The sequence below is a fragment of the Pseudomonas sp. X4 genome, from assembly GCF_040784925.1.
Lineage (GTDB): Bacteria > Pseudomonadota > Gammaproteobacteria > Pseudomonadales > Pseudomonadaceae > Aquipseudomonas > Aquipseudomonas putida_Z.
The window spans coordinates 1,802,295-1,822,690 of record NZ_CP160798.1 but is presented as its reverse complement, the minus strand read 5'-3'; the positions used below and the strand labels follow the sequence as shown (position 1 = coordinate 1,822,690).

General features: G+C 64.5%; 17 protein-coding genes and 1 riboswitch. Of the genes, 12 read left to right on the top strand and 5 right to left on the bottom strand.

All coding sequences use genetic code 11. From position 1 onward, the window contains the following. Positions 1-83: 83 nt before the first annotated feature. The gene (locus tag ABX298_RS08025) at positions 84-1,520 is read right to left on the bottom strand and encodes a TolC family outer membrane protein (protein WP_003258125.1); all 1,437 of its coding nucleotides are present in this window, start codon (positions 1,518-1,520) and stop codon (positions 84-86) included. Positions 1,521-1,680: 160 nt separating this feature from the next. Further along, positions 1,681-1,787, top strand: a riboswitch (TPP riboswitch). 154 nt (positions 1,788-1,941) lie between these two features. On the opposite strand from ABX298_RS08025, the gene thiC reads away from it, so the two are divergent. Both thiC and cytX read left to right on the top strand, forming a co-directional pair. Then, entirely contained in the window at positions 1,942-3,822 is a 1,881-nt protein-coding gene (gene thiC / locus ABX298_RS08020; protein ID WP_286100660.1) for a phosphomethylpyrimidine synthase ThiC, read from the top strand. 165 nt (positions 3,823-3,987) lie between these two features. After that, positions 3,988-5,271, top strand: a complete 1,284-nt coding sequence (gene cytX / locus ABX298_RS08015; protein WP_075046542.1) for a putative hydroxymethylpyrimidine transporter CytX — start codon at positions 3,988-3,990, stop codon at positions 5,269-5,271. On the opposite strand, the gene ABX298_RS08010 is transcribed toward cytX, so the two are convergent. Further along, positions 5,240-5,986 (bottom strand): RsiV family protein, encoded by a 747-nt coding sequence (locus ABX298_RS08010; protein ID WP_025340845.1) that lies wholly within the window; start codon positions 5,984-5,986, stop codon positions 5,240-5,242. The genes cytX and ABX298_RS08010 overlap by 32 nt on opposite strands. A gap of 185 nt (positions 5,987-6,171) precedes the next feature. Here ABX298_RS08010 and ABX298_RS08005 point away from each other — a divergent pair, with 185 nt between their 5' ends. The 9 genes from ABX298_RS08005 to ABX298_RS07965 all read left to right on the top strand — a co-directional run bounded on the left by ABX298_RS08005 (position 6,172) and on the right by ABX298_RS07965 (position 15,558). Further along, a complete protein-coding gene (locus tag ABX298_RS08005; RefSeq protein WP_015272022.1) occupies positions 6,172-6,789 on the top strand; it encodes an NUDIX domain-containing protein in 618 nt (205 codons plus the stop codon). Further along, positions 6,780-7,232, top strand: coding sequence for a DUF1249 domain-containing protein (locus ABX298_RS08000; protein WP_016501905.1), 453 nt, complete (start codon positions 6,780-6,782; stop codon positions 7,230-7,232). Before ABX298_RS08005 ends, ABX298_RS08000 begins: the two co-directional genes overlap by 10 nt. A gap of 85 nt (positions 7,233-7,317) precedes the next feature. Then, positions 7,318-8,118: a 3',5'-cyclic-AMP phosphodiesterase gene (gene cpdA / locus ABX298_RS07995; RefSeq protein WP_075046540.1), complete on the top strand. Its 801-nt coding sequence runs from the start codon at positions 7,318-7,320 to the stop codon at positions 8,116-8,118. Between the two features lie 241 nt (positions 8,119-8,359). Further along, positions 8,360-8,968 (top strand): YqiA/YcfP family alpha/beta fold hydrolase, encoded by a 609-nt coding sequence (locus ABX298_RS07990; protein ID WP_367394271.1) that lies wholly within the window; start codon positions 8,360-8,362, stop codon positions 8,966-8,968. 35 nt (positions 8,969-9,003) lie between these two features. Further along, the gene (gene parE, locus ABX298_RS07985) at positions 9,004-10,908 is read left to right on the top strand and encodes a DNA topoisomerase IV subunit B (protein ID WP_367394270.1); all 1,905 of its coding nucleotides are present in this window, start codon (positions 9,004-9,006) and stop codon (positions 10,906-10,908) included. Beyond that, a complete protein-coding gene (locus ABX298_RS07980; RefSeq protein ID WP_025340841.1) occupies positions 10,905-11,891 on the top strand; it encodes an esterase-like activity of phytase family protein in 987 nt (328 codons plus the stop codon). Before parE ends, ABX298_RS07980 begins: the two co-directional genes overlap by 4 nt. After that, positions 11,888-12,406, top strand: a complete 519-nt coding sequence (locus tag ABX298_RS07975) for a TIGR02281 family clan AA aspartic protease (RefSeq protein ID WP_061550657.1) — start codon at positions 11,888-11,890, stop codon at positions 12,404-12,406. Before ABX298_RS07980 ends, ABX298_RS07975 begins: the two co-directional genes overlap by 4 nt. Positions 12,407-12,416: 10 nt before the next feature. Beyond that, entirely contained in the window at positions 12,417-14,675 is a 2,259-nt protein-coding gene (gene parC / locus ABX298_RS07970; RefSeq protein ID WP_075046538.1) for a DNA topoisomerase IV subunit A, read from the top strand. Positions 14,676-14,847: 172 nt separating this feature from the next. Further along, positions 14,848-15,558: a membrane integrity-associated transporter subunit PqiC gene (locus ABX298_RS07965; protein WP_025340838.1), complete on the top strand. Its 711-nt coding sequence runs from the start codon at positions 14,848-14,850 to the stop codon at positions 15,556-15,558. A gap of 159 nt (positions 15,559-15,717) precedes the next feature. Here the strand turns inward: ABX298_RS07965 and ABX298_RS07960 are convergent, their stop codons facing one another. Continuing rightward, positions 15,718-17,175 (bottom strand): AhpA/YtjB family protein, encoded by a 1,458-nt coding sequence (locus tag ABX298_RS07960; RefSeq protein ID WP_075046536.1) that lies wholly within the window; start codon positions 17,173-17,175, stop codon positions 15,718-15,720. A gap of 135 nt (positions 17,176-17,310) precedes the next feature. Here ABX298_RS07960 and serB point away from each other — a divergent pair, with 135 nt between their 5' ends. Next, the gene (gene serB, locus ABX298_RS07955) at positions 17,311-18,525 is read left to right on the top strand and encodes a phosphoserine phosphatase SerB (protein ID WP_025340836.1); all 1,215 of its coding nucleotides are present in this window, start codon (positions 17,311-17,313) and stop codon (positions 18,523-18,525) included. 158 nt (positions 18,526-18,683) lie between these two features. Here serB and asd read toward each other — a convergent pair whose 3' ends face one another. After that, positions 18,684-19,547: an archaetidylserine decarboxylase gene (gene asd, locus ABX298_RS07950; RefSeq protein WP_075046534.1), complete on the bottom strand. Its 864-nt coding sequence runs from the start codon at positions 19,545-19,547 to the stop codon at positions 18,684-18,686. A 9-nt stretch (positions 19,548-19,556) separates the two neighbouring features. Then, a complete protein-coding gene (locus ABX298_RS07945) occupies positions 19,557-20,366 on the bottom strand; it encodes a rhodanese-like domain-containing protein (protein WP_075046533.1) in 810 nt (269 codons plus the stop codon). Between the last annotated feature and the right edge of the window lie 30 nt (positions 20,367-20,396).

Below are 20,396 nucleotides of genomic sequence, written 5' to 3'. Positions count from 1 at the left end.
ATGGCCCTATCGCCGGCACGCCAACTCCCCCAGGTTACCCCGCGGTGGGAGCGGGCTTGCCCGCGACTGGTCCAACACCTATCTCAAGGCCTGCGCTCGAAGTTCTTCGCCGCTGCAGCCGCCAGGTCCGGCGGCAGGAAATCCTTGTCCGGGTTGTAGTCTGGCTTCAGGTACCGCTTGAGGTCCTGCAGGTCCTGCGGGCTCAAGGTGCCGGCCGCCTGCTTCAGGCTCAGGTTGTCGAGGATGTAGTCATAGCGGCTGTTGTTGTAGTCGCGCACCGAGGTGTACAGCTGACGTTGGGCGTCAAGCACGTCGACGATATTGCGGGTACCCACCTGGTAGCCGATCTCGGTGGCTTCCAGCGCGCTCTGGTTGGAGATGATCGACTGCTTGCGCGCCTGCACCTGTTCCACGTCGGTGTTTACCGCGCGGTGCAGGTTGCGGGTGTTTTCCACCACCTGGCGGCGCAGGCTTTCACGCTGCTGCTCGGTCTGGCTCAGGCGCTGGTAGGCCTCGCGCACCTGCGAACTGGTCAGGCCGCCGCTGTAGATCGGGATGTTCAACTGCAGGCCGATGCTGGTCTGCTCGACGTCGCCGCTATAGCGCGTGACGGGGGCCGGTGCGGGGTTGGTGAAACCGAAGTTGTCGTTGTCACCCTTCTGGTACTTGGCAACTGCATCCAGGGTCGGCGCGTGGCCGGCCTTGCGCTGGCGCAGGGTTTCCTCGGCAGCGACGACCGCGTGGTTGGTGGCCAGCAGGTTGAGGTTCTGGCGCCCGGCGGTTTCGACCCAGGCCTTGGCGTCGTTGGGCGTAGGGACCTGCACCGGCAAGGTATGAACCACGCCTTGAATCGACGTGTATTCCCGGTTGGTCAGGGTCACCAGGGCCTCGAAGGCATCCTGTACCTGGCGCTCGGCAATGATCCGGTTGGCCCGCGCCGTGTCGTAGCTGGCCTGGGATTGCAGCACGTCGGTCTTGTCGGAGAGGCCGACGTCGAATCGTTCGTTGGACTGGTCCAGCTGGCGCTTGAAGGCAGCTTCCTCGGCCTTGGTCGCGGCCAGGTTGTCTTGGGCACGGAGCACGGCGAAGTAATTCTGCGCGGTTTGCAGGATCAGGTTCTGTTCGGTAGCCGACAGCTCCAGCGCTGCCTGTTCGTTGACCGCCTCGGCCGCCTGCAACTGGAACCAGCGGTCAGCGCGGAAGATAGGTTGCGCCAGGGTCGCGCTCCAGGTATTGCCGCTGCGGTTGCTGGTGGCCGATGGTTCGTCCAGCTTGGTGCGGGTGTTCAGCATTTCGGCACCGGCCGAAAGGTTGGGCAGCAACCCGGCGCGAGCCTGCGGTACCACTTCACGGCGGGCGCCGTAATCGGCGCGGGCCGCAGCCAGGTCAGCGTTGTTGTCGACCGCTTCCTGATAGACGCTGACCAGGTCGGTTTTCACTGTAGTGGGCACGTCCGCTGCCCAGACCACTCCGTTGGACGCACAAGACACGGCTATTGCCAGTGAGAGTTTGCGCAGCATAGAGGCAATCCTTGTACGAAATTGAATTACTGAACTGTTGAGTATCGAGCGATGGGCCAGTGTAGTGCCATGCGCACCCGGCAACAATCGCTCGGGGTGCCTTTCATCATCCGCGCATTTACCTGCTTGGCTTTGCCGACCACTCCAGTCTAGACTGCGCATGTTCTTGTCGGGGTGCCTTGAAGCAAAGGCTGAGATCGCAAAGTTGCGGATCCCGTTGAACCTGATCAGGTTAGCGCCTGCGTAGGGAACAAGATTGCTCGCCTTCCCGGGGAGCCTCTTGTGCCAGGTCCGGGAATGTCGCAGCTGCATGCAGCTTCAGGCACCCCCATATCCGGCACTGCACCCATCAAGGGTGCGTCCGCGCCTTTCAGGTTCACCCCGACATTCCACTGCTAGGAAGCCGTCTGGAGAGCCTGTGATGACCAAACAAGAAAAAGCGATCAACCTCAGCGAATCGGCGCAAGTCGATCAGCAGTCCGTGCAACCGTTCCCGCGTTCGCGCAAGGTGTATGTCGAAGGCTCGCGTCCGGACATCCGCGTGCCCATGCGTGAAATCAGCCTGGACGACACCCCGACCGATTTCGGTGGCGAGTCCAATGCCCCGGTGCTGGTCTACGATACTTCCGGCCCGTACACCGACCCCAACGTTGTCATCGACGTGCGCAAGGGCCTGGCCGACGTGCGTTCGGCGTGGATCGAGGCACGCGGTGACACCGAGCGCCTGGCTGGCCTTAGCTCCGACTTCGGCCAGCAGCGCCTGAACGATGCCGAACTGGCCAAGCTGCGTTTCGCCCACGTGCGCAACCCGCGCCGTGCCAAGGCGGGCGCCAACGTCTCGCAGATGCACTATGCCCGCCAGGGCATCATCACCGCCGAGATGGAATACGTGGCCATCCGCGAAAACATGAAGCTGCAAGAGGCACGCGCCGCCGGCCTGCTCGACGAGCAGCACGCCGGCCACAGCTTCGGGGCCAACATCCCGAAAGAAATCACCCCCGAGTTCGTTCGCCAGGAAATCGCCCGTGGCCGCGCGATCATCCCGGCCAACATCAACCACCCGGAAGTGGAGCCGATGATCATCGGCCGCAACTTCCTGGTGAAGATCAACGGCAACATCGGCAACAGCGCCCTGGGTTCCTCGATCGAGGAAGAAGTGGCCAAGCTGACCTGGGGCATCCGCTGGGGTTCGGACACGGTCATGGACCTGTCCACCGGCAAGCACATTCACGAAACCCGTGAGTGGATCATCCGCAACTCGCCGGTGCCGATTGGTACCGTGCCGATCTACCAGGCCCTGGAAAAGGTCAACGGCGTGGCCGAAGACCTGACCTGGGAGCTGTTCCGCGACACCCTGATCGAGCAGGCCGAGCAGGGCGTGGACTACTTCACCATCCACGCCGGTGTGTTGCTGCGCTATGTGCCGCTGACCGCCAAGCGCGTCACCGGTATCGTCAGCCGTGGTGGCTCGATCATGGCCAAGTGGTGCCTGGCGCACCACAAGGAAAACTTCCTGTACACCCACTTCGACGAAATCTGCGAAATCATGAAGGCCTACGACGTCAGCTTCTCGCTGGGCGACGGCCTGCGCCCCGGCTCGATTGCCGACGCCAACGATGCCGCGCAGTTCGGTGAGCTGGAAACCCTTGGCGAGCTGACCAAGATCGCCTGGAAGCACGACGTGCAGTGCATGATCGAAGGCCCCGGCCACGTGCCGATGCAGCTGATCAAGGAGAACATGGACAAGCAGCTGGAGTGCTGCGACGAGGCGCCGTTCTACACCCTCGGCCCGCTGACCACCGATATCGCTCCTGGCTACGACCACATCACCTCGGGCATTGGTGCGGCGATGATCGGCTGGTTCGGTTGCGCGATGCTCTGCTACGTCACGCCCAAGGAGCACCTGGGCCTGCCGAACAAGGATGACGTGAAGACCGGCATCATTACCTACAAGATCGCAGCTCATGCCGCCGACCTTGCCAAGGGCCACCCAGGTGCGCAGATTCGTGACAACGCCTTGTCCAAGGCACGCTTCGAGTTCCGTTGGGAAGACCAGTTCAACCTCGGCCTGGACCCGGACACTGCCCGTGCCTACCACGACGAGACCCTGCCAAAGGAATCGGCCAAGGTCGCGCACTTCTGCTCGATGTGCGGGCCGAAGTTCTGCTCGATGAAGATCACCCAGGAAGTGCGTGAATACGCCGCCAAGATCGAAACCGTGGATGTGACGGTCGAGCAAGGCATGCGTGAGCAGGCCGAGCGGTTCCGCCAGGAAGGCAGCCAGCTGTATCGCAAAGTCTAAGACCGCTGGGGCCGCTTTGCGGCCCTTTCGCGACGCAAGGCCGCTCCCACAGGGACTGCGCAAGGCTTGAGGCTAGCGCGGTTTTTGTGGGAGCGGCCTTGTGTCGCGATACGAGGACGAAGTCCTCGCCAGGAACACCAACAACATTGCCGGCGAGCGCCAACCATGACATCACCCAGCCAATTCTCCCCCGACCACCCGGTCCCCACCGCCCAGCGCATCTTCGGCGCCCGCGACCTGTTCTCGCTATGGTTCTCCCTCGGCATCGGCCTGATGGTGCTGCAGGTCGGCGCCATGCTGGCCCCTGGCCTGGGCCTTGCCGGCGCGGTGCTGGCTATCGCCCTGGGCACCGGTGTGGGTGTGCTGCTGCTGGGGGCTGCCGGTGTCATCGGCAGCGATACCGGCCTGTCGGCCATGGGCACGCTGAAACTGAGCCTGGGTGGCCATGGCGCGCGTTTGCCGGCGATGCTCAACCTGCTGCAACTGGTGGGCTGGGGCGCGTTCGAGATCATCGTCATGCGCGATGCCGCCAGCCTGCTGGGCGCGCGGGCGTTCGGCGAAGCCAGCGCCTGGAACAGCCCTATGCTCTGGACCCTGTGCTTCGGCGCCCTGGCCACCCTGCTCGCAGTCGGTGGGCCGCTGGCGTTCGTGCGCAAGGTGCTGCGCACCTGGGGCATCTGGCTGCTGCTGGGCGCTTGCCTGTGGCTGACCTGGAACCTGTTCGCCAAGGCCGACCTGGCGGCACTGTGGGACCGTGCCGGTGACGGTTCGATGTCGCTGGCCGTGGGCTTCGACATCGCCATTGCCATGCCGCTGTCCTGGTTGCCGCTGATCGCGGATTACTCGCGTTTTGCCCGTAACGGCAAACATGTATTCGGCGGTACGGTGGTGGGCTACTTCATCGGCAACACCTGGCTGATGAGCCTGGGCGTGGGCTACACCTTGGCCTTCGCCGGCAATGGCGAAGCCAACGCCCTGCTGCTGGCCCTGGCGGGCGCCGGCATGGGCATTCCACTGCTGCTGATTCTGCTGGACGAGTCGGAAAAGGCTTTTGCCGACATTCACTCGGCAGCCGTTTCCACCGGTGTGCTGGTGCGCCTGAAGGTCGAGCACCTGGCGCTGGCCATTGGCGTGCTGTGCACGCTGATCGCCTTGCTGGCGCCACTGGCACAGTACGAGAACTTCCTGCTGCTGATCGGCTCGGTGTTTGCACCGTTGTTCGGTGTGGTATTGATGGACCATTACGTGATCCGTCGCCGCCGCTTGCCGGCACAGGTGCATGGCTTGCACTGGCAGGCACTGCTGGCCTGGGCGGTGGGCGTTGCCGCGTACCATCTGATCGCCGCGCAAGCGCCCGACCTGGGTGCGACCCTGCCAGCATTGCTGCTGGCAGGGCTACTGCACGGGCTGTTGAGCTTCAGCCGCGGCCGGGAAACAGCTCGGGCTTGAGCACGCCATTCAGGCGTGGGTACGGGATCTTCAATTCCACGTGGCCCATGGAGTAGGGCGCGATGGAATAGACCTCGTACTTGACCACCACCGCGCCGTACGTCAGGGCGACGTGCGGCGACTGCTTGAACGGCCAGGTCTTGATGAACTCGGCGTCCTTGTCCATGCCTACGCTGATCAGCCAGGCGCGGTGCGACTCCTCGACGGTTTTCCAGAAGGTGTCTTCCTGGCCAGGCACCAGCATGTCCTGCAGGGTCAGCACCTTGTCCAGCTTGCGCGAATAGTTGATGAAACCACGCCCGGGCATGCCATGGGCGCCGCCGCTGTCCAGGTAGCTGGACAGTTCGATGATCACCAGTCCGTCATGCTGCTCGCGTACCTTGGCCTGAAGGTAGCTGCTGTTGCGCTTGTCGGCACTGGCCAGGTACTGCTGCTCGTAGGCTTGCAGGCTGGTCGGTGCGTTGCCGCGCTGGTTGTCTTCGGTCAGTTGCAGCAGGCGTTTCTCGACGATGCCATCGAGCTTGGGCAAGGCCGGGAAGTGGATCATGTCGATGTTCACCAGCGGGCAGTCGCTTTCGCTGCAGCCGGGTTTGACATGCTCCCAGGCATCACGCTTGACCTCGAGCGGCGCCCGGTAGTTGGGCGTGAACAGGCTTTGGCAGGCACCCAGGGCCAGGGCCAGCACAGCCACGGAAGTCAGTTTGACAAGTGTCATGAGGATCCTTGCAGAACAGGGAAAAGTCGGCCTTTGACCGTCTGCGCGGCCTTCAGTTCGCCACTAAGCTAACAGAGAGAAGGCGCGCTGTCCCGAGTGCGCGAACGGTTGCCGGAAAGGGATGAAACCGGCAGGCGTGCAGAGTAGGATGGCGCGATGCGGTATTCGAGGTAATGAGGATTTCCATGTCAGACGCGTTGAACTCAGTGCCCAAGGGCTTCGAAATCATCGAGCGGGCCAACTGCTTCCAGGGCTTTTACAAGCTCGACAAGCTACGCCTGCGCCACGAGTTGTTTGCCGGGGGCATGGGCCGCGAGATCAGCCGCGAACTGTTCGTGCGCCATGATGCGGTGTGCGTGCTGCCGTACGACCCGTTGCGCGATGAAGTGGTGCTGATCGAGCAGTTCCGCGTCGGTGCACTGGACAAGGTCGACAACCCCTGGCTGATCGAGATGGTGGCCGGGCTGATCGACAAGGACGAGCAACCCGAGGAAGTCGCCCACCGCGAAGCCGAAGAAGAAGCCGGCCTGGCCTTCAGCGCCCTGTGGCCGATGACCCGTTACTTCCCGTCGCCCGGCGGCAGTGACGAATACGTTCACCTGTTCCTCGGCCGTTGCAGCAGTGAAGGGGCGGGCGGCCTGCATGGCCTGGAAGAAGAGGGCGAGGACATTCGCGTGCGCGTGTGGTCGTTCGAGGATGCCATGCAGGCGGTGCGCGACGGGCGCATCTGCAACGCGGCGACCATCATCGGCCTGCAATGGCTGGCGCTGAACCGTGACGAAGTACGAGGTATGTGGAAGTGAACCTGCTGCGCGAGCGTTATCGGGTAGACCTGGTCGGGCTGCAGGCAGCCTGCGAGGCCAACTACGCCCGGCTGATGCGCCTGTTGCCCGACATGCGCACCACCCAGAGCTCGCGCCGCATCGGCATGACCCAGGGCGACCAGATGCTTGGCGTGCTGGTGCTCGACGTGGTGCTGGCCTGCCCGTATACCACCACCCTGCACGTGCGCCAGGAGCACAGCCTGCCGTGGTTGCCGGTGCCGCACCTGGAAGTGCAGGTGTACCACGATGCGCGCATGGCCGAAGTGGTCAGTGCCGAACACACCCGGCGCCTGCGCAGCATCTACCCGTATCCGAACGAGGCCATGCACCAGCCGGACGAAAAGGCCCAGCTCAACCTGTTCCTCGGTGAATGGCTGAGCCACTGCCTGGCTTGTGGTCACGAACTGGCGAGCGTTCGCTGAAGTGTGACGCAGGTCGTTCGTGGGTGTTTGCTCGCACCCGTTGTGCAGCCATAATTCGCGCTGAATCCGTTCGAGGAGACGGCCGTTGCCGCAGCCAGACCAATCGCGCCCCGTGCATGTGGTGCAACTGACCGATGCTCACCTGTTCGCCGACCCGGCCGGCAGCATGCTGGGCCTCAATACCCGTGACAGCCTGCGCCATGTAGTGGCCCAGGTGCGGCGGGAGCAACCGCTTGTCGACCTGCTGCTGTGCACTGGCGACCTGTCCCAGGACGCCAGCGTAGCGTCCTATGAAGCATTCCGTGAGCTGACCGCACCGTTTGCCGTGCCCACCCGCTGGTTGCCTGGCAACCATGACGAGGCCCGAGTCATGGCGCAAGTGGCGCCGGAGCTGGTACAGGCGGTGACCGATATCGGTGCGTGGCGCATCGTCATGCTCAACACGGCCGTACCCGGGGCGACGCACGGGCTGTTGGAGGATGACCAGCTGGCAGTGCTGGAAACGGCCTTGCGAGAGGCGGGTGAACGGCATTGCCTGGTGTGCTTCCACCATCAGCCGGTGGATATCGGCTGTGCCTGGATCGCGCCGATCGGCTTGCGCAATGCCCAGGCGCTGTTCGATATCGTCGAGGGTTATCCACAGGTGCGGGCGCTGCTGTGGGGGCATGTGCACCAGGAATGGGATGAAGTGCGCGACGGCCGTCGCCTGCTGGCTACTCCGTCGACCTGTATCCAGTTTGCGGCGCGCAGCGAGGATTTCAAGGTGAGCGAGGAGCAGCCTGGATACCGCTGGCTGCGCCTGCACGCCGACGGGCGGTTGGAGACCGGGGTGGAGCGGGCACTGGATTTCCAGGTGAAGCTCGACTTCGATAGCCCTGGTTATTGAGGATTTTGGGGCTGCTGCGCAGCCCTATCGCGACACAAGGCCGCTCCCACAGGAGATCGCGTACCCCTGTGGGAGCGGTCTTGTGTCGCGATAGGGGCGCAAAGCGCCCCCGGCACTCTCAAAGCTGTTGAAGAATTTGTTGCTAAAACCCCTGTGCGGCGCCAAAACCCGGCGAACGCGCTACACTGCGCGTCCCTGCGCCCATATCACCGGGCGCGAAGCCACAGATTCCGGGGGCAGCATGTCGGGTTCCATCCTCTATATCCATGGCTTCAACAGCTCGCCACTTTCGACCAAGGCGCGCCAACTCGAGGCCGTGATGCAGCAACTGGGCCTGTCGGCCCAATTGCGGGTGCCCGCCTTGCACCACCACCCACGGCAGGCCATCGCCCAGCTCGAAGCGGCCATCGCCGAGCTGGGCGCGCCACTGCTGGTGGGCAGTTCGCTCGGCGGCTACTATGCCACCTGTCTGGCCGAGCGCCACGGCCTCAAGGCCCTGCTGGTGAACCCGGCGGTAACACCGCACAAGCATTTCGACGGCTACCTGGGGAACCAGCACAATCACTACACCGGTGAAGCCTGGGAGCTCACCCACGATCATGTGCAGGCCCTGGCCGAGCTGGAAGTACCAGCCCCGGTGGACGCCAGCCGCTATCAAGTGTGGCTGCAGACCGCCGATGAAACCCTGGACTATCGCCACGCCGAGCGCTATTACCGTGCTTGTGCGCTGCGCATCCAGGCCGGTGGCGACCACAGCTTCCAGGGCTTCGCCGAGCGCCTGCCGGCACTGCTGGCCTTTGCCGGCATTGCCCCTGGGCAGTACGCAGCGCTCGATTTTTCTGTATTTTGACTTTTTTGCATTCACCAGACTGACGACGAGACCCTATGGCCACTCCCAGCGCTAGCGCCTATAACGCAGACGCCATCGAAGTCCTCTCGGGCCTTGACCCGGTCCGCAAGCGGCCGGGCATGTACACCGATACCAGCCGCCCCAACCACCTGGCCCAGGAAGTCATCGACAACAGTGTCGACGAAGCCCTGGCCGGTCACGCCCGTTCGGTGCAGGTCATCCTCCATGCCGACCACTCGCTGGAAGTCAGCGACGATGGTCGCGGCATGCCGGTGGACATCCACCCGGAAGAGGGCGTTTCCGGGGTCGAGCTGATCCTCACCAAACTGCACGCCGGCGGCAAGTTCTCCAACAAGAACTACCAGTTCTCCGGTGGCCTTCACGGCGTGGGCATCTCGGTAGTAAACGCCCTGTCGACCCAGGTGCGCGTGCGCGTCAAACGTGACGGCAACGAATACCAGATGACCTTCGCCGATGGCTTCAAGGCCAGCGAGTTGGAAGTGGTCGGCTCGGTCGGCAAGCGCAACACCGGTACCAGCGTGTACTTCAGCCCCGACCCCAAGTACTTCGATTCGCCGAAGTTCTCCATCAGCCGCCTCAAGCACGTGCTCAAGGCCAAGGCCGTGCTGTGCCCGGGCCTGCTGGTCAGCTTCGAGGACAAGGCCAGCGGCGAGAAGGTCGAATGGCACTACGAGGACGGCCTGCGCTCCTACCTGGTCGACTCGGTAAACGAGTTCCAGCGCCTGCCCGACGAGCCGTTCTGCGGCAGCCTGGCCGGTAACAAGGAGGCGGTGGACTGGGCCTTGCTGTGGCTGCCAGAAGGCGGCGACAGCATCCAGGAAAGCTACGTCAACCTGATCCCTACCGCCCAGGGCGGCACCCACGTCAACGGCCTGCGCCAGGGCCTGCTGGATGCCATGCGCGAATTCTGCGAGTTCCGCAGCCTGCTGCCGCGCGGCGTGAAGCTGGCGCCGGAAGACGTCTGGGAACGCATCACCTTCGTGCTGTCGATGAAGATGCAGGACCCGCAGTTCTCCGGGCAGACCAAGGAGCGCCTGTCGTCGCGCGAGGCGGCGGCCTTCGTTTCCGGCGTGGTCAAGGACGCCTTCAGCCTGTGGCTCAACGCCCACCCCGAGCTGGGCATGCAACTGGCGGAGCTGGCCATCAGCAACGCCGGTCGCCGCCTCAAGGCCAGCAAGAAGGTCGAGCGCAAACGCATCACCCAGGGCCCGGCACTCCCCGGCAAACTGGCCGATTGCGCCGGCCAGGATCCGATGCGCGCCGAACTGTTCCTGGTCGAGGGTGACTCGGCCGGTGGCTCGGCCAAGCAGGCTCGCGACAAGGAATTCCAGGCGATCCTGCCGCTGCGCGGCAAGATCCTCAACACCTGGGAAGTGGACGGTGGTGAAGTCCTGGCCAGCCAGGAAGTGCACAACATCGCCGTGGCCATTGGCGTCGACCCGGGGGCCACCGACCTAGCGCAGCTGCGCTACGGCAAGATCTGCATCCTTGCCGACGCCGACTCCGACGGCCTGCACATCGCCACGCTGCTGTGCGCGCTGTTCGTCCAGCACTTCCGCGCGCTGGTCGAGGCCGGGCATGTGTACGTGGCCATGCCGCCGCTTTACCGCATCGACCTGGGCAAGGAAATCTACTACGCCCTCGACGAGGCCGAGCGTGACGGTATCCTCGATCGCCTGGTGGCCGAGAAGAAACGCGGCAAGCCACAGGTCACCCGCTTCAAGGGCCTGGGCGAGATGAACCCGCCACAGCTGCGCGAGACCACCATGGACCCGAACACCCGGCGCTTGGTGCAGCTGACCCTGGACGATGTGCAGGCCACCTGCGAGCTGATGGACAAACTGCTGGCCAAGAAGCGCGCGGGTGACCGCAAGAGCTGGCTGGAAACCAAGGGTAACCTGGCCGAGGTCATGGTTTGATTCGGCGGCTTCTGGCTGCCTGTCTGGCGCTGGTTGCCCTGCCGAGCCTGGCGGGCAACTGGCCAGAGTTGAAGCTGAGCGCCGAGCACCCGATCGAAGGCATGCGCGGTGGCAACCTGTCTGGCCTGGTGGAATGCCGGGGCGGGCTGTGGGGCGTGTCCGACCGCGACGACGACCGTATCTACCGCTTCGACCAGCAAAACCCGACCTGGCGCGCGCAGCCGCTCACCTTCACCCCGCCAGCGGTGCCGGAAAGTGGCTTGCCGTGGGGCCTGAAGTCGCGCAACTGGGCGGCGTCGTATATTCGTGGTGGCGAGCTGGATTTCGAAGGCATCAGCTGTGACCAGGCGGGTAACCTGTACCTGGTCAGCGAGGCGCATGCCGCAGTGCTGCAACTGCCGCTGGAAGGCGAAGCGGACTGGTTGAAGATCGACCCGGCCATGGTTCGTCAGGCCCGTGCCAGCGGCATGCTGCTGAACTTCAACGCCTTGTTCGAAGGCCTGGCGATCAACCCGGCGGGCGACCGCCTGTGGCTGGCCGCCGAGCGCGAGCGGCGGGGCCTGGTGGCCATCGAGCGCCAGCAATCGGTGTGGACCTGTGGCCGCAGCTGCGTGCTGCTGAGCGAGGCTGGCGTCGAAATGCAGCCGGCGCAGATGCCCAATGCCCAGGCACTGTCGCGCGACTTCGCTGACCTTGCCTGGTTCGAAGGCAAGCTGTTCACCCTCGAACGCAACGCCTACCGGGTGTGCCGTCGGGATACCGACAGTGGCAAGGTCGAGCGCTGCTGGTCGTTCGCTGCCGATGCCCTGGTCGAGTCGCGCCGCTATCAACAGCCGTTTGGCCTGGCCGAGGCTCTGGTGATCGATGCCAAGGGCGCCTGGATCGGTGTGGACAACAACAACGGTGCCCGCGCCGATGGCGAGGCACGCCCGATCGTCTGGCGCTTCGATGCGCCGGAAGGCGGATGGAGCGCCAAGCCATGAGCCAGGCACCGGGCAAGCGGGCTGGCAAGGTATTGATGATCGTCGCCTGGGCGGCGGCGCTGTTCCTTGCCACGCGTTTCTTCGGCCAATGGGAAGACAGCCAGCGCAACCCCAATGCCCAGGTGCAGTCGTCGCATGGCGAAGGCTTTATCGAGGTGCGCCTGCTGGGCAACGGCCAGGGCCACTTCGTGATGGATGGCGCGATCAACGGCCAGGTGGTGCATTTCATGCTCGACACAGGTGCCACCGACGTGGCCATCCCCGAGGCGCTGGGCCGCGAGCTGGGCCTGGAGCGTGGCAGCCCGGTGCAGCTCAGTACCGCCAACGGCCGTACCGAAGGCTACCGCACGCGCCTGACCAGCCTGCAGCTGGGGGATATCCGCCTGCAGGACGTGCGCGCCATCGTGGTGCCGGGCCTGGACGGGCAGACCGTATTGCTGGGCATGAGTGCCCTGAAACAACTTGAATTTACCCAGCGCGGCGGCACCATGCTGCTGCGCCAGAACCTGAAATGACGAGGCCCGCATGAGCGACTCACTGGAACTCAGCCTGGACGGCGTGGAACGCCGCTCGCTGGCTGACTTCACCGAACAGGCCTACCTCAACTACTCCATGTACGTGATCATGGACCGCGCCCTGCCGCACATCGGCGATGGCCTGAAGCCGGTGCAGCGACGCATCGTCTACGCCATGAGCGAGTTGGGGCTCGATGCCGATGCCAAGCACAAGAAGTCGGCGCGTACCGTCGGTGACGTGCTCGGCAAGTTCCACCCCCATGGCGACTCGGCCTGCTACGAGGCCATGGTGCTGATGGCGCAGCCGTTCAGCTACCGCTATACCCTGGTCGACGGCCAGGGCAACTGGGGTGCGCCGGACGATCCGAAGTCGTTCGCCGCCATGCGTTATACCGAAGCGCGTCTTTCGCGCTACGCCGAAGTGCTGCTCAGCGAAGTCGGCCAGGGCACCGTGGACTGGGTGCCCAACTTCGACGGCACCCTCCAGGAGCCGGCCGTGCTGCCGGCTCGCCTGCCCAACATCCTGCTCAACGGCACCACTGGTATCGCTGTAGGTATGGCCACCGATGTGCCGCCGCACAACCTGCGTGAAGTGGCCACGGCCTGTGTGCGCCTGCTCGACGAGCCCAAGGCCACCATCGAGCAGTTGTGCGAGCACATCCAGGGGCCGGACTACCCGACCGAGGCCGAGATCGTCACGCCGCGGGCAGAAATCCTCAAGATGTACGAAAGCGGCCGCGGCTCCATCCGCATGCGCGCCGTGTACCGCGTCGAGGATGGCGATATCGTCGTCACCGCGCTGCCGCACCAGGTCTCCGGGGCCAAGGTGCTGGAGCAGATCGCCGCGCAGATGCAGGCCAAGAAGCTGCCGATGGTCGCCGACCTGCGTGACGAATCGGACCACGAGAACCCGTGCCGCATCGTCATCATCCCGCGCTCCAACCGCGTGGATGCCGATGAACTGATGCAGCACCTTTTTGCCACCACCGACCTGGAGAGCAGCTACCGGGTCAACGTCAACATCATCGGCCTGGACGGCAGGCCACAGCTGAAGAACCTGCGAGCGCTGCTGCTGGAGTGGCTGGAGTTCCGTACCACTACCGTCCGTCGCCGCCTGCAGCACCGCCTGGACAAGGTGGAGAAGCGTCTGCACCTGTTGGAAGGTTTGCTGACCGCGTTCCTCAACCTGGATGAAGTTATCCACATCATCCGTACCGAGGACCAGCCCAAGCAAGCCCTGATCGCCCGGTTCGACCTGACCGAAATCCAGGCCGACTACATCCTCGAGACCCGCCTGCGGCAGCTGGCGCGCCTGGAAGAGATGAAGATCCGTGGCGAGCAGGACGAGCTGCTGAAAGAGCAGGCCAAACTGCTCGCCCTGCTGGGCAGCGATGCCAAGCTGCGCAAACTGGTACGCAGCGAGCTGATCAAGGATGCCGAAACCTATGGCGACGACCGCCGCTCGCCGATCGTCGAGCGTGCCGAGGCCAAGGCGCTGTCGGAAAACGAACTGATGCCGACCGAGCCGGTCACCGTGGTGCTGTCGGAGAAGGGCTGGGTGCGCTGCGCCAAGGGCCACGATATCGATGCCACCGGCCTGTCGTACAAGGCCGGCGATGGCTTCAAGGCCGCCGCCGCCGGGCGCTCCAACCAGTTTGCCGTGCTTATCGACTCCACTGGCCGCAGCTACTCGCTGGCCGCCCACAGCCTGCCGTCGGCGCGTGGTCAGGGTGAACCGCTGACCGGCCGCCTGACGCCACCACCGGGGGCCACCTTCGAGTGCGTGCTGTTGCCGGACGACGATGCGCTGTACGTGGTGGCTTCGGACGCCGGCTATGGCTTCGTGGTCAAGGGTGAAGACCTGCAGGCCAAGAACAAGGCCGGCAAGGGCTTGCTCAGCCTGCCCAACGGTGCCAAGGTCATGACCCCGCGACCGGTGGCCAACCGCGAGCAGGACTGGCTGGCGGCGGTGACTACCGAAGGCCGTCTGCTGGTGTTCAAGGTCAGCGACCTGCCTCAGCTGGGCAAAGGCAAGGGCAACAAGATCATCGGGGTGCCGGGCGACCGGGTAGCCAGCCGTGAAGAATTTGTTACCGATTTGGCTGTGATTGCCGATGGCGCGACACTTGTATTGCAAGCCGGCAAGCGTACCCTATCTCTGAAAGCGGACGACCTGGAGCATTACAAGGGCGAGCGCGGACGGCGCGGCAGCAAGCTGCCACGCGGGTTCCAGCGGGTCGATGGGTTGCAGGTGGAAGTGCCGGCGTAACCGGTTGAAATGTCTGGAACGGCAATTTCAGCGTCGTTCCGGGCAGAAATGCTGGAGTCGGACGGTTATTTCGCGGATGATATGGCCCTTGCGGTGCCGGCGTGGCCGTGTGCCCGTTTGAATCTATGTGTATCACTGCGGTTGGCCTTTTGGCGACCGCCTGGATGGGATGATGAAATTTCTGCGCCTTCCATTTGCGCTGTTGATGACTGGCCTGCTGGGCCTTGGCGGGTGCACCATGCACCAGCCGGTTGCCCTGTACCAGCTCGACAGTGGTGATCCTGGCCAGCCTTCGCAGAGTGCGGGCATGGCCGTGGTGCTCGGCCCGGTATCGGTTGCCGATTACCTGCAACGTGAGACATTCCTGCAACGTCAGGCCGATGGCAGCCTGAGTTCGGCGACCGACGGTCGTTGGGCCGGTAGCCTTTCGTCGGATATCGACCAGCTGCTGGTGCGCCAGCTCGCTTGGCGCCTGGACAGCCAGCGCGTGGTGCTGGCCCCGGCGGCGACCGGTTTCAACCCGGATGTACAAGTACTGCTGTCGATTACTCGCCTGGACTCGGGCAAGGACCAGCCGGCCGTCCTGGATGCCCAGTGGCGCTTGTTGGACCGCCGTGGCCATGTGCGTGACAACCGCATCGTTCACCTCGAGCAGCCACACGCGGGCAGCGAGGCGTCGCAGGTACAGGCCCAGGGCCAATTGCTGCAGAAGCTGGCCGAACAGCTGAGCACTGCGGTCAAGCCGCTGGCCAACCAGCCGGCGATTGCCGAAGAGTCGCCAAAAAAGCCGGCTGCTCCGGTGCAGGTGAAAAAGACGCCGGAGAAATCCAAGATCCCGATGGCTGCGCCGATTCGTACCGATATGGAAGTCTACCGGTTCTGATCCAACTGCCAGATACGAAAAAGCCCGCATCGTTGCGGGCTTTTTCGTATCTGCTGTTTTTGTACTGTCTGTGCTGGCCTCTTCGCGGGTAAACCCGCTCCCACAGGTTGGCGCAGGCCCTGTGGGAGCGGGTTTACCCGCGAAGAGGCCAGCCCGGCATCAGACCCGGCGTTCGTGCATCCGCGCCAACTGCCGCTCCAGCATCGACGGGTAGGGCTCCATCAGGCGCTCCACGCAGCAGGCGCCCTCAGGGCTGGCAATCGGGCGAATGCGGGCGCGCTGGCGAATTAGCGTGTCATCGCTGATCTGCCGCTCCACCAGCAACAGGTTGCGGCTGTGCTGCGACAGCGCCAGGGCGTCCTGGGCCTTTTCGGCCATCAGCAGGTCTACCAGCTCCAGCCCTTGCAGGTCGTTGCCCAGGGCCAGGCCCAGTTGCAGTTGCAGGGTAATGCCGCTGTCCGCAACCTCGATCTGCAGGGCATGGCCCAGGGCGCGCAACAGCTCGCCGCAGCAGATGGCGTTGGTCAGGTAGTCCTCGCCGCAGTCGCGGCTGTGGAACAGCACCAAGGTGCTGCCGTCGTTGAGTGTGTGGGTTTCGCCCTCGTAGAGCGAGGCAGCGTGCTCCAGGCAATCACGGTAGCGCTCGGTCAGTTCGGTCAGGCGCGTGCGCGGCAGGCGACGCAGCTGCTCCTGCGAACCAAGTTGCACGGCAAGCACGGCGCTGTACTGCGGCTCGTCGGATTCGACCACGGCGGCCTTGGGCGCGCTTTCGTCGTCCAGCAGGCCGGCGAAGGCGTCATCGTCATCCTCGTCCGCCTGGGCGGCAAGCTTGGCGCGCGGTGCGGCCTTGGCTGCCGGGGCGGCGTCGTGCAAGTCGTCGAACTGCTCGTCGTCCTCTTCTTCGGGCTCCGGCTCAGGTGGTGGCGGCGGGGCCAGGCGCGCGTGCAGCTGGCGGGCGATGTCGCCGATCTCGTCCTGGCGGTCGGTGGCCGGGGTATAGGGTTGCGGGTCGCGCAGCCACACCCGCAGCTGCAGCAGCGGCAGGGTGATGAAGCGGCCCTGGCGCAGGCTCAGGGTCAGTGCCAGCACCAGCAGGATGGCGGCAAGGATGCCCATGCTCTGCAGGCTGATCAGCATCGGCTGCTGGAACTGGCTCATGTCCAGGCTGATGCGCAGTTGCCCGGCGGTCACGTCCTGGAAGGTGATCTTGGTCTGGTACAGGCCTTCGGCCTCGCCCAGCAGGCTGTTGCGCGGGCGCTGGCCGGCCTCGGCGAGGATACGGTTGTCCACGCTGTAGATCGCCGCATGGGCCACCAGCGGGTTTTTCACCAGGTTGCCGAGCAGCACGTTGAGGCTGAGGATGTCGTTGGCCACCAGCAGCTCGGTCGCCGAGGTGGCGGTCTGGGTGGTCAGGCTCTGGCCCAGGGCATCGGCCTGCTCGTGCATGGCCTGCTTGAACTGCAGGCCCATCACGCAGGCGTAGATCACCAACGCCAGCGCCACCAGGAAAATGTTGGTGCAGGCGATGCGCAGTGCCAGCGGCACGCGACGTTGACTCAGGGCGCGATAGATCATCAGGAAGAAGTTGTCTGCTTTGACGGGCGTGGGCCGGTTCACTGAGCTCGGCTCTTAATGGCATGAAAGTGTGGGGCAGTATAGCGAGCCGGGTTTTGTCGGCAAAGTATCGTTGGCGCCCGACGGTCACGGAAAATCGGTAGAATGCGCATTTTTCATCGAAGTCGGAGCCAGGTTGTGCGCGAAATCGTCCTGATCAACATCACCGGTGAGGACCGTCCCGGTCTCACTGCGGCTATCACCGGCGTCCTGCTGCAGGGCGGTGTGAGCATCCTCGACATTGGCCTGGCAGTCATGCACGGTACCTTGTCGTTCGGCATCCTGGTCGATATCCCGGACAACGAAGTGGCCACCTCCCTGCTGCAGAGCGTGCAGGCCAAGGCCCACGAACTGAACCTGCAAGCCCGCTACACGCCGATTTCCGAGGCGGACTACCAGCACTGGGCCGATGGCCACGGCGAGGCGCGCCACATCGTCACCTTGCTCAGCCGCAAGATCACCCCCGAGCAGCTGCAGCGGGTGAGTGCGGTGATCAGCCAGTACGGCCTGACCATCGAGCGCATCGAGCGCCTGTCGGCCCGTGTGGCGCTGGATGCCGAGACCGACAAGGGCAAGGCGGCCATCGAGATTTCCGTGCGCGGCGTGCCGAGCGATGCCCAGGCGCTGCGTGCCGACTTCTTCGCCTTGGCTGAAGAGCTGAGCATCGACATCGCCTTCCAGAAGGACGACCTGTTCCGCCGCAACCGCCGCCTGGCGGTATTCGACATGGACTCGACGCTGATCGAAGCCGAAGTCATCGACGAACTGGCCAAGGCCGCTGGCGTGGGTGAGCAGGTAGCCGCGATCACCGAGCGCGCCATGCGTGGCGAGCTGGACTTCCGCGCCAGCTTCAAGGAGCGCATGGCGCTGCTCAAGGGCCTGGATGTGGGCGTGCTGGACGAGATCGGTGCGTCGCTGCGCCTGACCGAGGGTGCCGAGAACCTGTTTGCCGAGCTCAAGCGTCTGGGTTACAAGACGGCGATCCTGTCCGGTGGCTTCACTTACTTTGCCCGCCAGGTGCAGGCGCGCCTGGGCATCGACTATGTGTTCGCCAACGAGCTGGAAGTGGTCGATGGCAAGGTGACCGGCGTGGCTGTGGAACCGATCGTCGATGCCCAGCGCAAGGCCGAGCTGCTGCAGAAGCTGGCCAGCGAAGAAGGCTTGCAGCTGGAGCAGACCATTGCCGTGGGTGACGGTGCCAACGACCTGCCGATGCTGTCGCTGGCCGGCCTGGGCGTGGCGTTCCGCGCCAAGCCGCTGGTGCGCCAGTCGGCCAAGCAGGCGATTTCTACCCTGGGGCTGGATGGGGTGTTGTATCTGCTGGGCCTGCGGGACCGCGACGCGCGCGGCTGATTTGCAAATTTGGGGCTGCTTCGCAGCCCTTCGCGGGCACGCCCGCTCCCACAGAGAGAGCCGCGCTTACCCTGTGGGAGCGGGCGTGCCCGCGAAGGGCCGCACAGCGGCCCCAATAAAAAGGCCCTGTAGTGCAGGGCCTTTTCATACTGCTCGAATCAAGCCTGCACAGGCACCGCCAACTGCTGCCCCATGCGCACTGCGGAACCAGCACCCAGGGTCTCCGCCCACTTCACCTGCTCCGGCCCGAACAGCACGATAGCAGTCGACCCCAGCTTGAAACGGCCCAGTTCGGCGCCTTTCTCCAGGTGGATCGGCGCGCGGCTGGCTTCGTCGTAGCGGAAGGTCTTCAGTTCACGCTTGGGTGGCGTCACCAGCCCGGCCCACACGGTTTCGATCGAAGCGACGATCATCGCGCCAACCAGCACCACGGCCATCGGCCCGCGCTCGGTATCGAACAGGCAGACCACACGCTCGTTGCGGGCGAACAGCTCGGGGACGTTCTCTGCGGTGGTCTGGTTGACCGAGAACAGGCGGCCCGGCACGTAGACCATTTCACGCAGGGTACCGGCCAGCGGCATGTGCACGCGGTGGTAATCCTTGGGCGACAGGTAAATGGTGGCGAACTCGCCGCCCATGAACGGCGCGGCCATTGCCGGGTCACCGCCCAGCAGCTCCTGTGCGCTGAAACCGTGGCCCTTGGCCTGGAAAATGCGGCCGTGCTCGATCGGGCCAAGCTGGCTGACGGCACCGTCGGCCGGGCACAGGATGGCGCCCGGGGCCTCGTCCAGCGGGCGGGCACCCGGCTTCAGGGCGCGGGTGAAGAATGCATTGAAGTGCTCGTAGGCGCTCAGGTCCTCGACCAGCGCTTCGCTCATGTTGACCTGGTAACGCTTGGCGAACCAGGCGGTGAAGGCGTTCTTGAACCAGCGCACGCGGCACTCGGCGATGCAGCCGGCCAGCCGCGACAGCAGGTGGTGCGGCAGCAGGTACTGGCTGATGATGAACAAACGGGATTTCATGCAGGTTCCTTAGACTTCTACAGGCGTGTCCGGGTGGTTGCCCCATTCGCTCCACGAGCCGGCGTAGGCCTTGACGCGCGGGTAGCCGAGGGCCTTGGCCACCAGGTAGGTGAAACCGGAGCGGCGGTGGGTCTGGCAGTGGGTGATCACTTCCTTGTCGGGGGTGATGCCCAGGTTCTGCAGGACTTCGGCGATGTCCTGGCGGATGCGCAGGTGGTCGTTGAGGTCCATGCCGGCGGTCCACTCGAAGTTGATCGCGCCGGGGATGTGGCCGCCCTTGGCTGCCAGCACTTTCTCGCCGCTGAATTCCTGCGGGCCACGGGCGTCCCAGATGACCAGGTCGTCGGCGCCCAGGCGGCTTTGCAGGTACTCGCGGGTGGCGGTGGGCGAACTGTCGATGCGCAGGTGCACCGGCGTGTTGCCGCTGGCGGGCACTTCTGTGGAGAGCTTGTCGGCGGGCCAGGCCTGGATGCCGCCATTGAGGTAGTGGTAACGCTTGTGGCCGATCACGTCGAGCAGCCAGATGAAGCGCCCGGCCCAGCCGCCGCCCTCATCGTCATACACCACATACACGGCATCGTCGCGGTGGCCGAGTTCGCTGAACAGTTTTTCCAGCTCGCCCAGGGCCGGCAGCAGGCCGGGGGCGGGGGGCTGGCCAAGCTGGGTACGCTTGCCTTCGACGAAGCGTGCGCCGGGGATATGCCCGCTGACATAGCGGTTGGCGCTGCTCAGGTCGACCAGGATCAGCTGTGGCGAATCCAGGCGCGGCAGCAGGTCCGCGGCTTCGATCACCAGGGGCAGGCCGGAAAAGTCAGTCATCCACGGTCTCCAGTGTGGAAAGAGGGGCGA

Coding starts and splice junctions, on each gene's coding strand:
- thiC (WP_286100660.1), top strand. CDS start 1,942: ATGACCAAACAAGAAAAAGCGATCAACCTCAGCGAATCGGCGCAAGTC.
- ABX298_RS08010 (WP_025340845.1), bottom strand. CDS start 5,986: ATGACACTTGTCAAACTGACTTCCGTGGCTGTGCTGGCCCTGGCCCTG.
- parC (WP_075046538.1), top strand. CDS start 12,417: ATGAGCGACTCACTGGAACTCAGCCTGGACGGCGTGGAACGCCGCTCG.
- parE (WP_367394270.1), top strand. CDS start 9,004: ATGGCCACTCCCAGCGCTAGCGCCTATAACGCAGACGCCATCGAAGTC.
- ABX298_RS07965 (WP_025340838.1), top strand. CDS start 14,848: ATGAAATTTCTGCGCCTTCCATTTGCGCTGTTGATGACTGGCCTGCTG.
- ABX298_RS07975 (WP_061550657.1), top strand. CDS start 11,888: ATGAGCCAGGCACCGGGCAAGCGGGCTGGCAAGGTATTGATGATCGTC.
- cytX (WP_075046542.1), top strand. CDS start 3,988: ATGACATCACCCAGCCAATTCTCCCCCGACCACCCGGTCCCCACCGCC.
- ABX298_RS07990 (WP_367394271.1), top strand. CDS start 8,360: ATGTCGGGTTCCATCCTCTATATCCATGGCTTCAACAGCTCGCCACTT.
- ABX298_RS07945 (WP_075046533.1), bottom strand. CDS start 20,366: ATGACTGACTTTTCCGGCCTGCCCCTGGTGATCGAAGCCGCGGACCTG.
- ABX298_RS08025 (WP_003258125.1), bottom strand. CDS start 1,520: ATGCTGCGCAAACTCTCACTGGCAATAGCCGTGTCTTGTGCGTCCAAC.
- ABX298_RS08005 (WP_015272022.1), top strand. CDS start 6,172: ATGTCAGACGCGTTGAACTCAGTGCCCAAGGGCTTCGAAATCATCGAG.
- asd (WP_075046534.1), bottom strand. CDS start 19,547: ATGAAATCCCGTTTGTTCATCATCAGCCAGTACCTGCTGCCGCACCAC.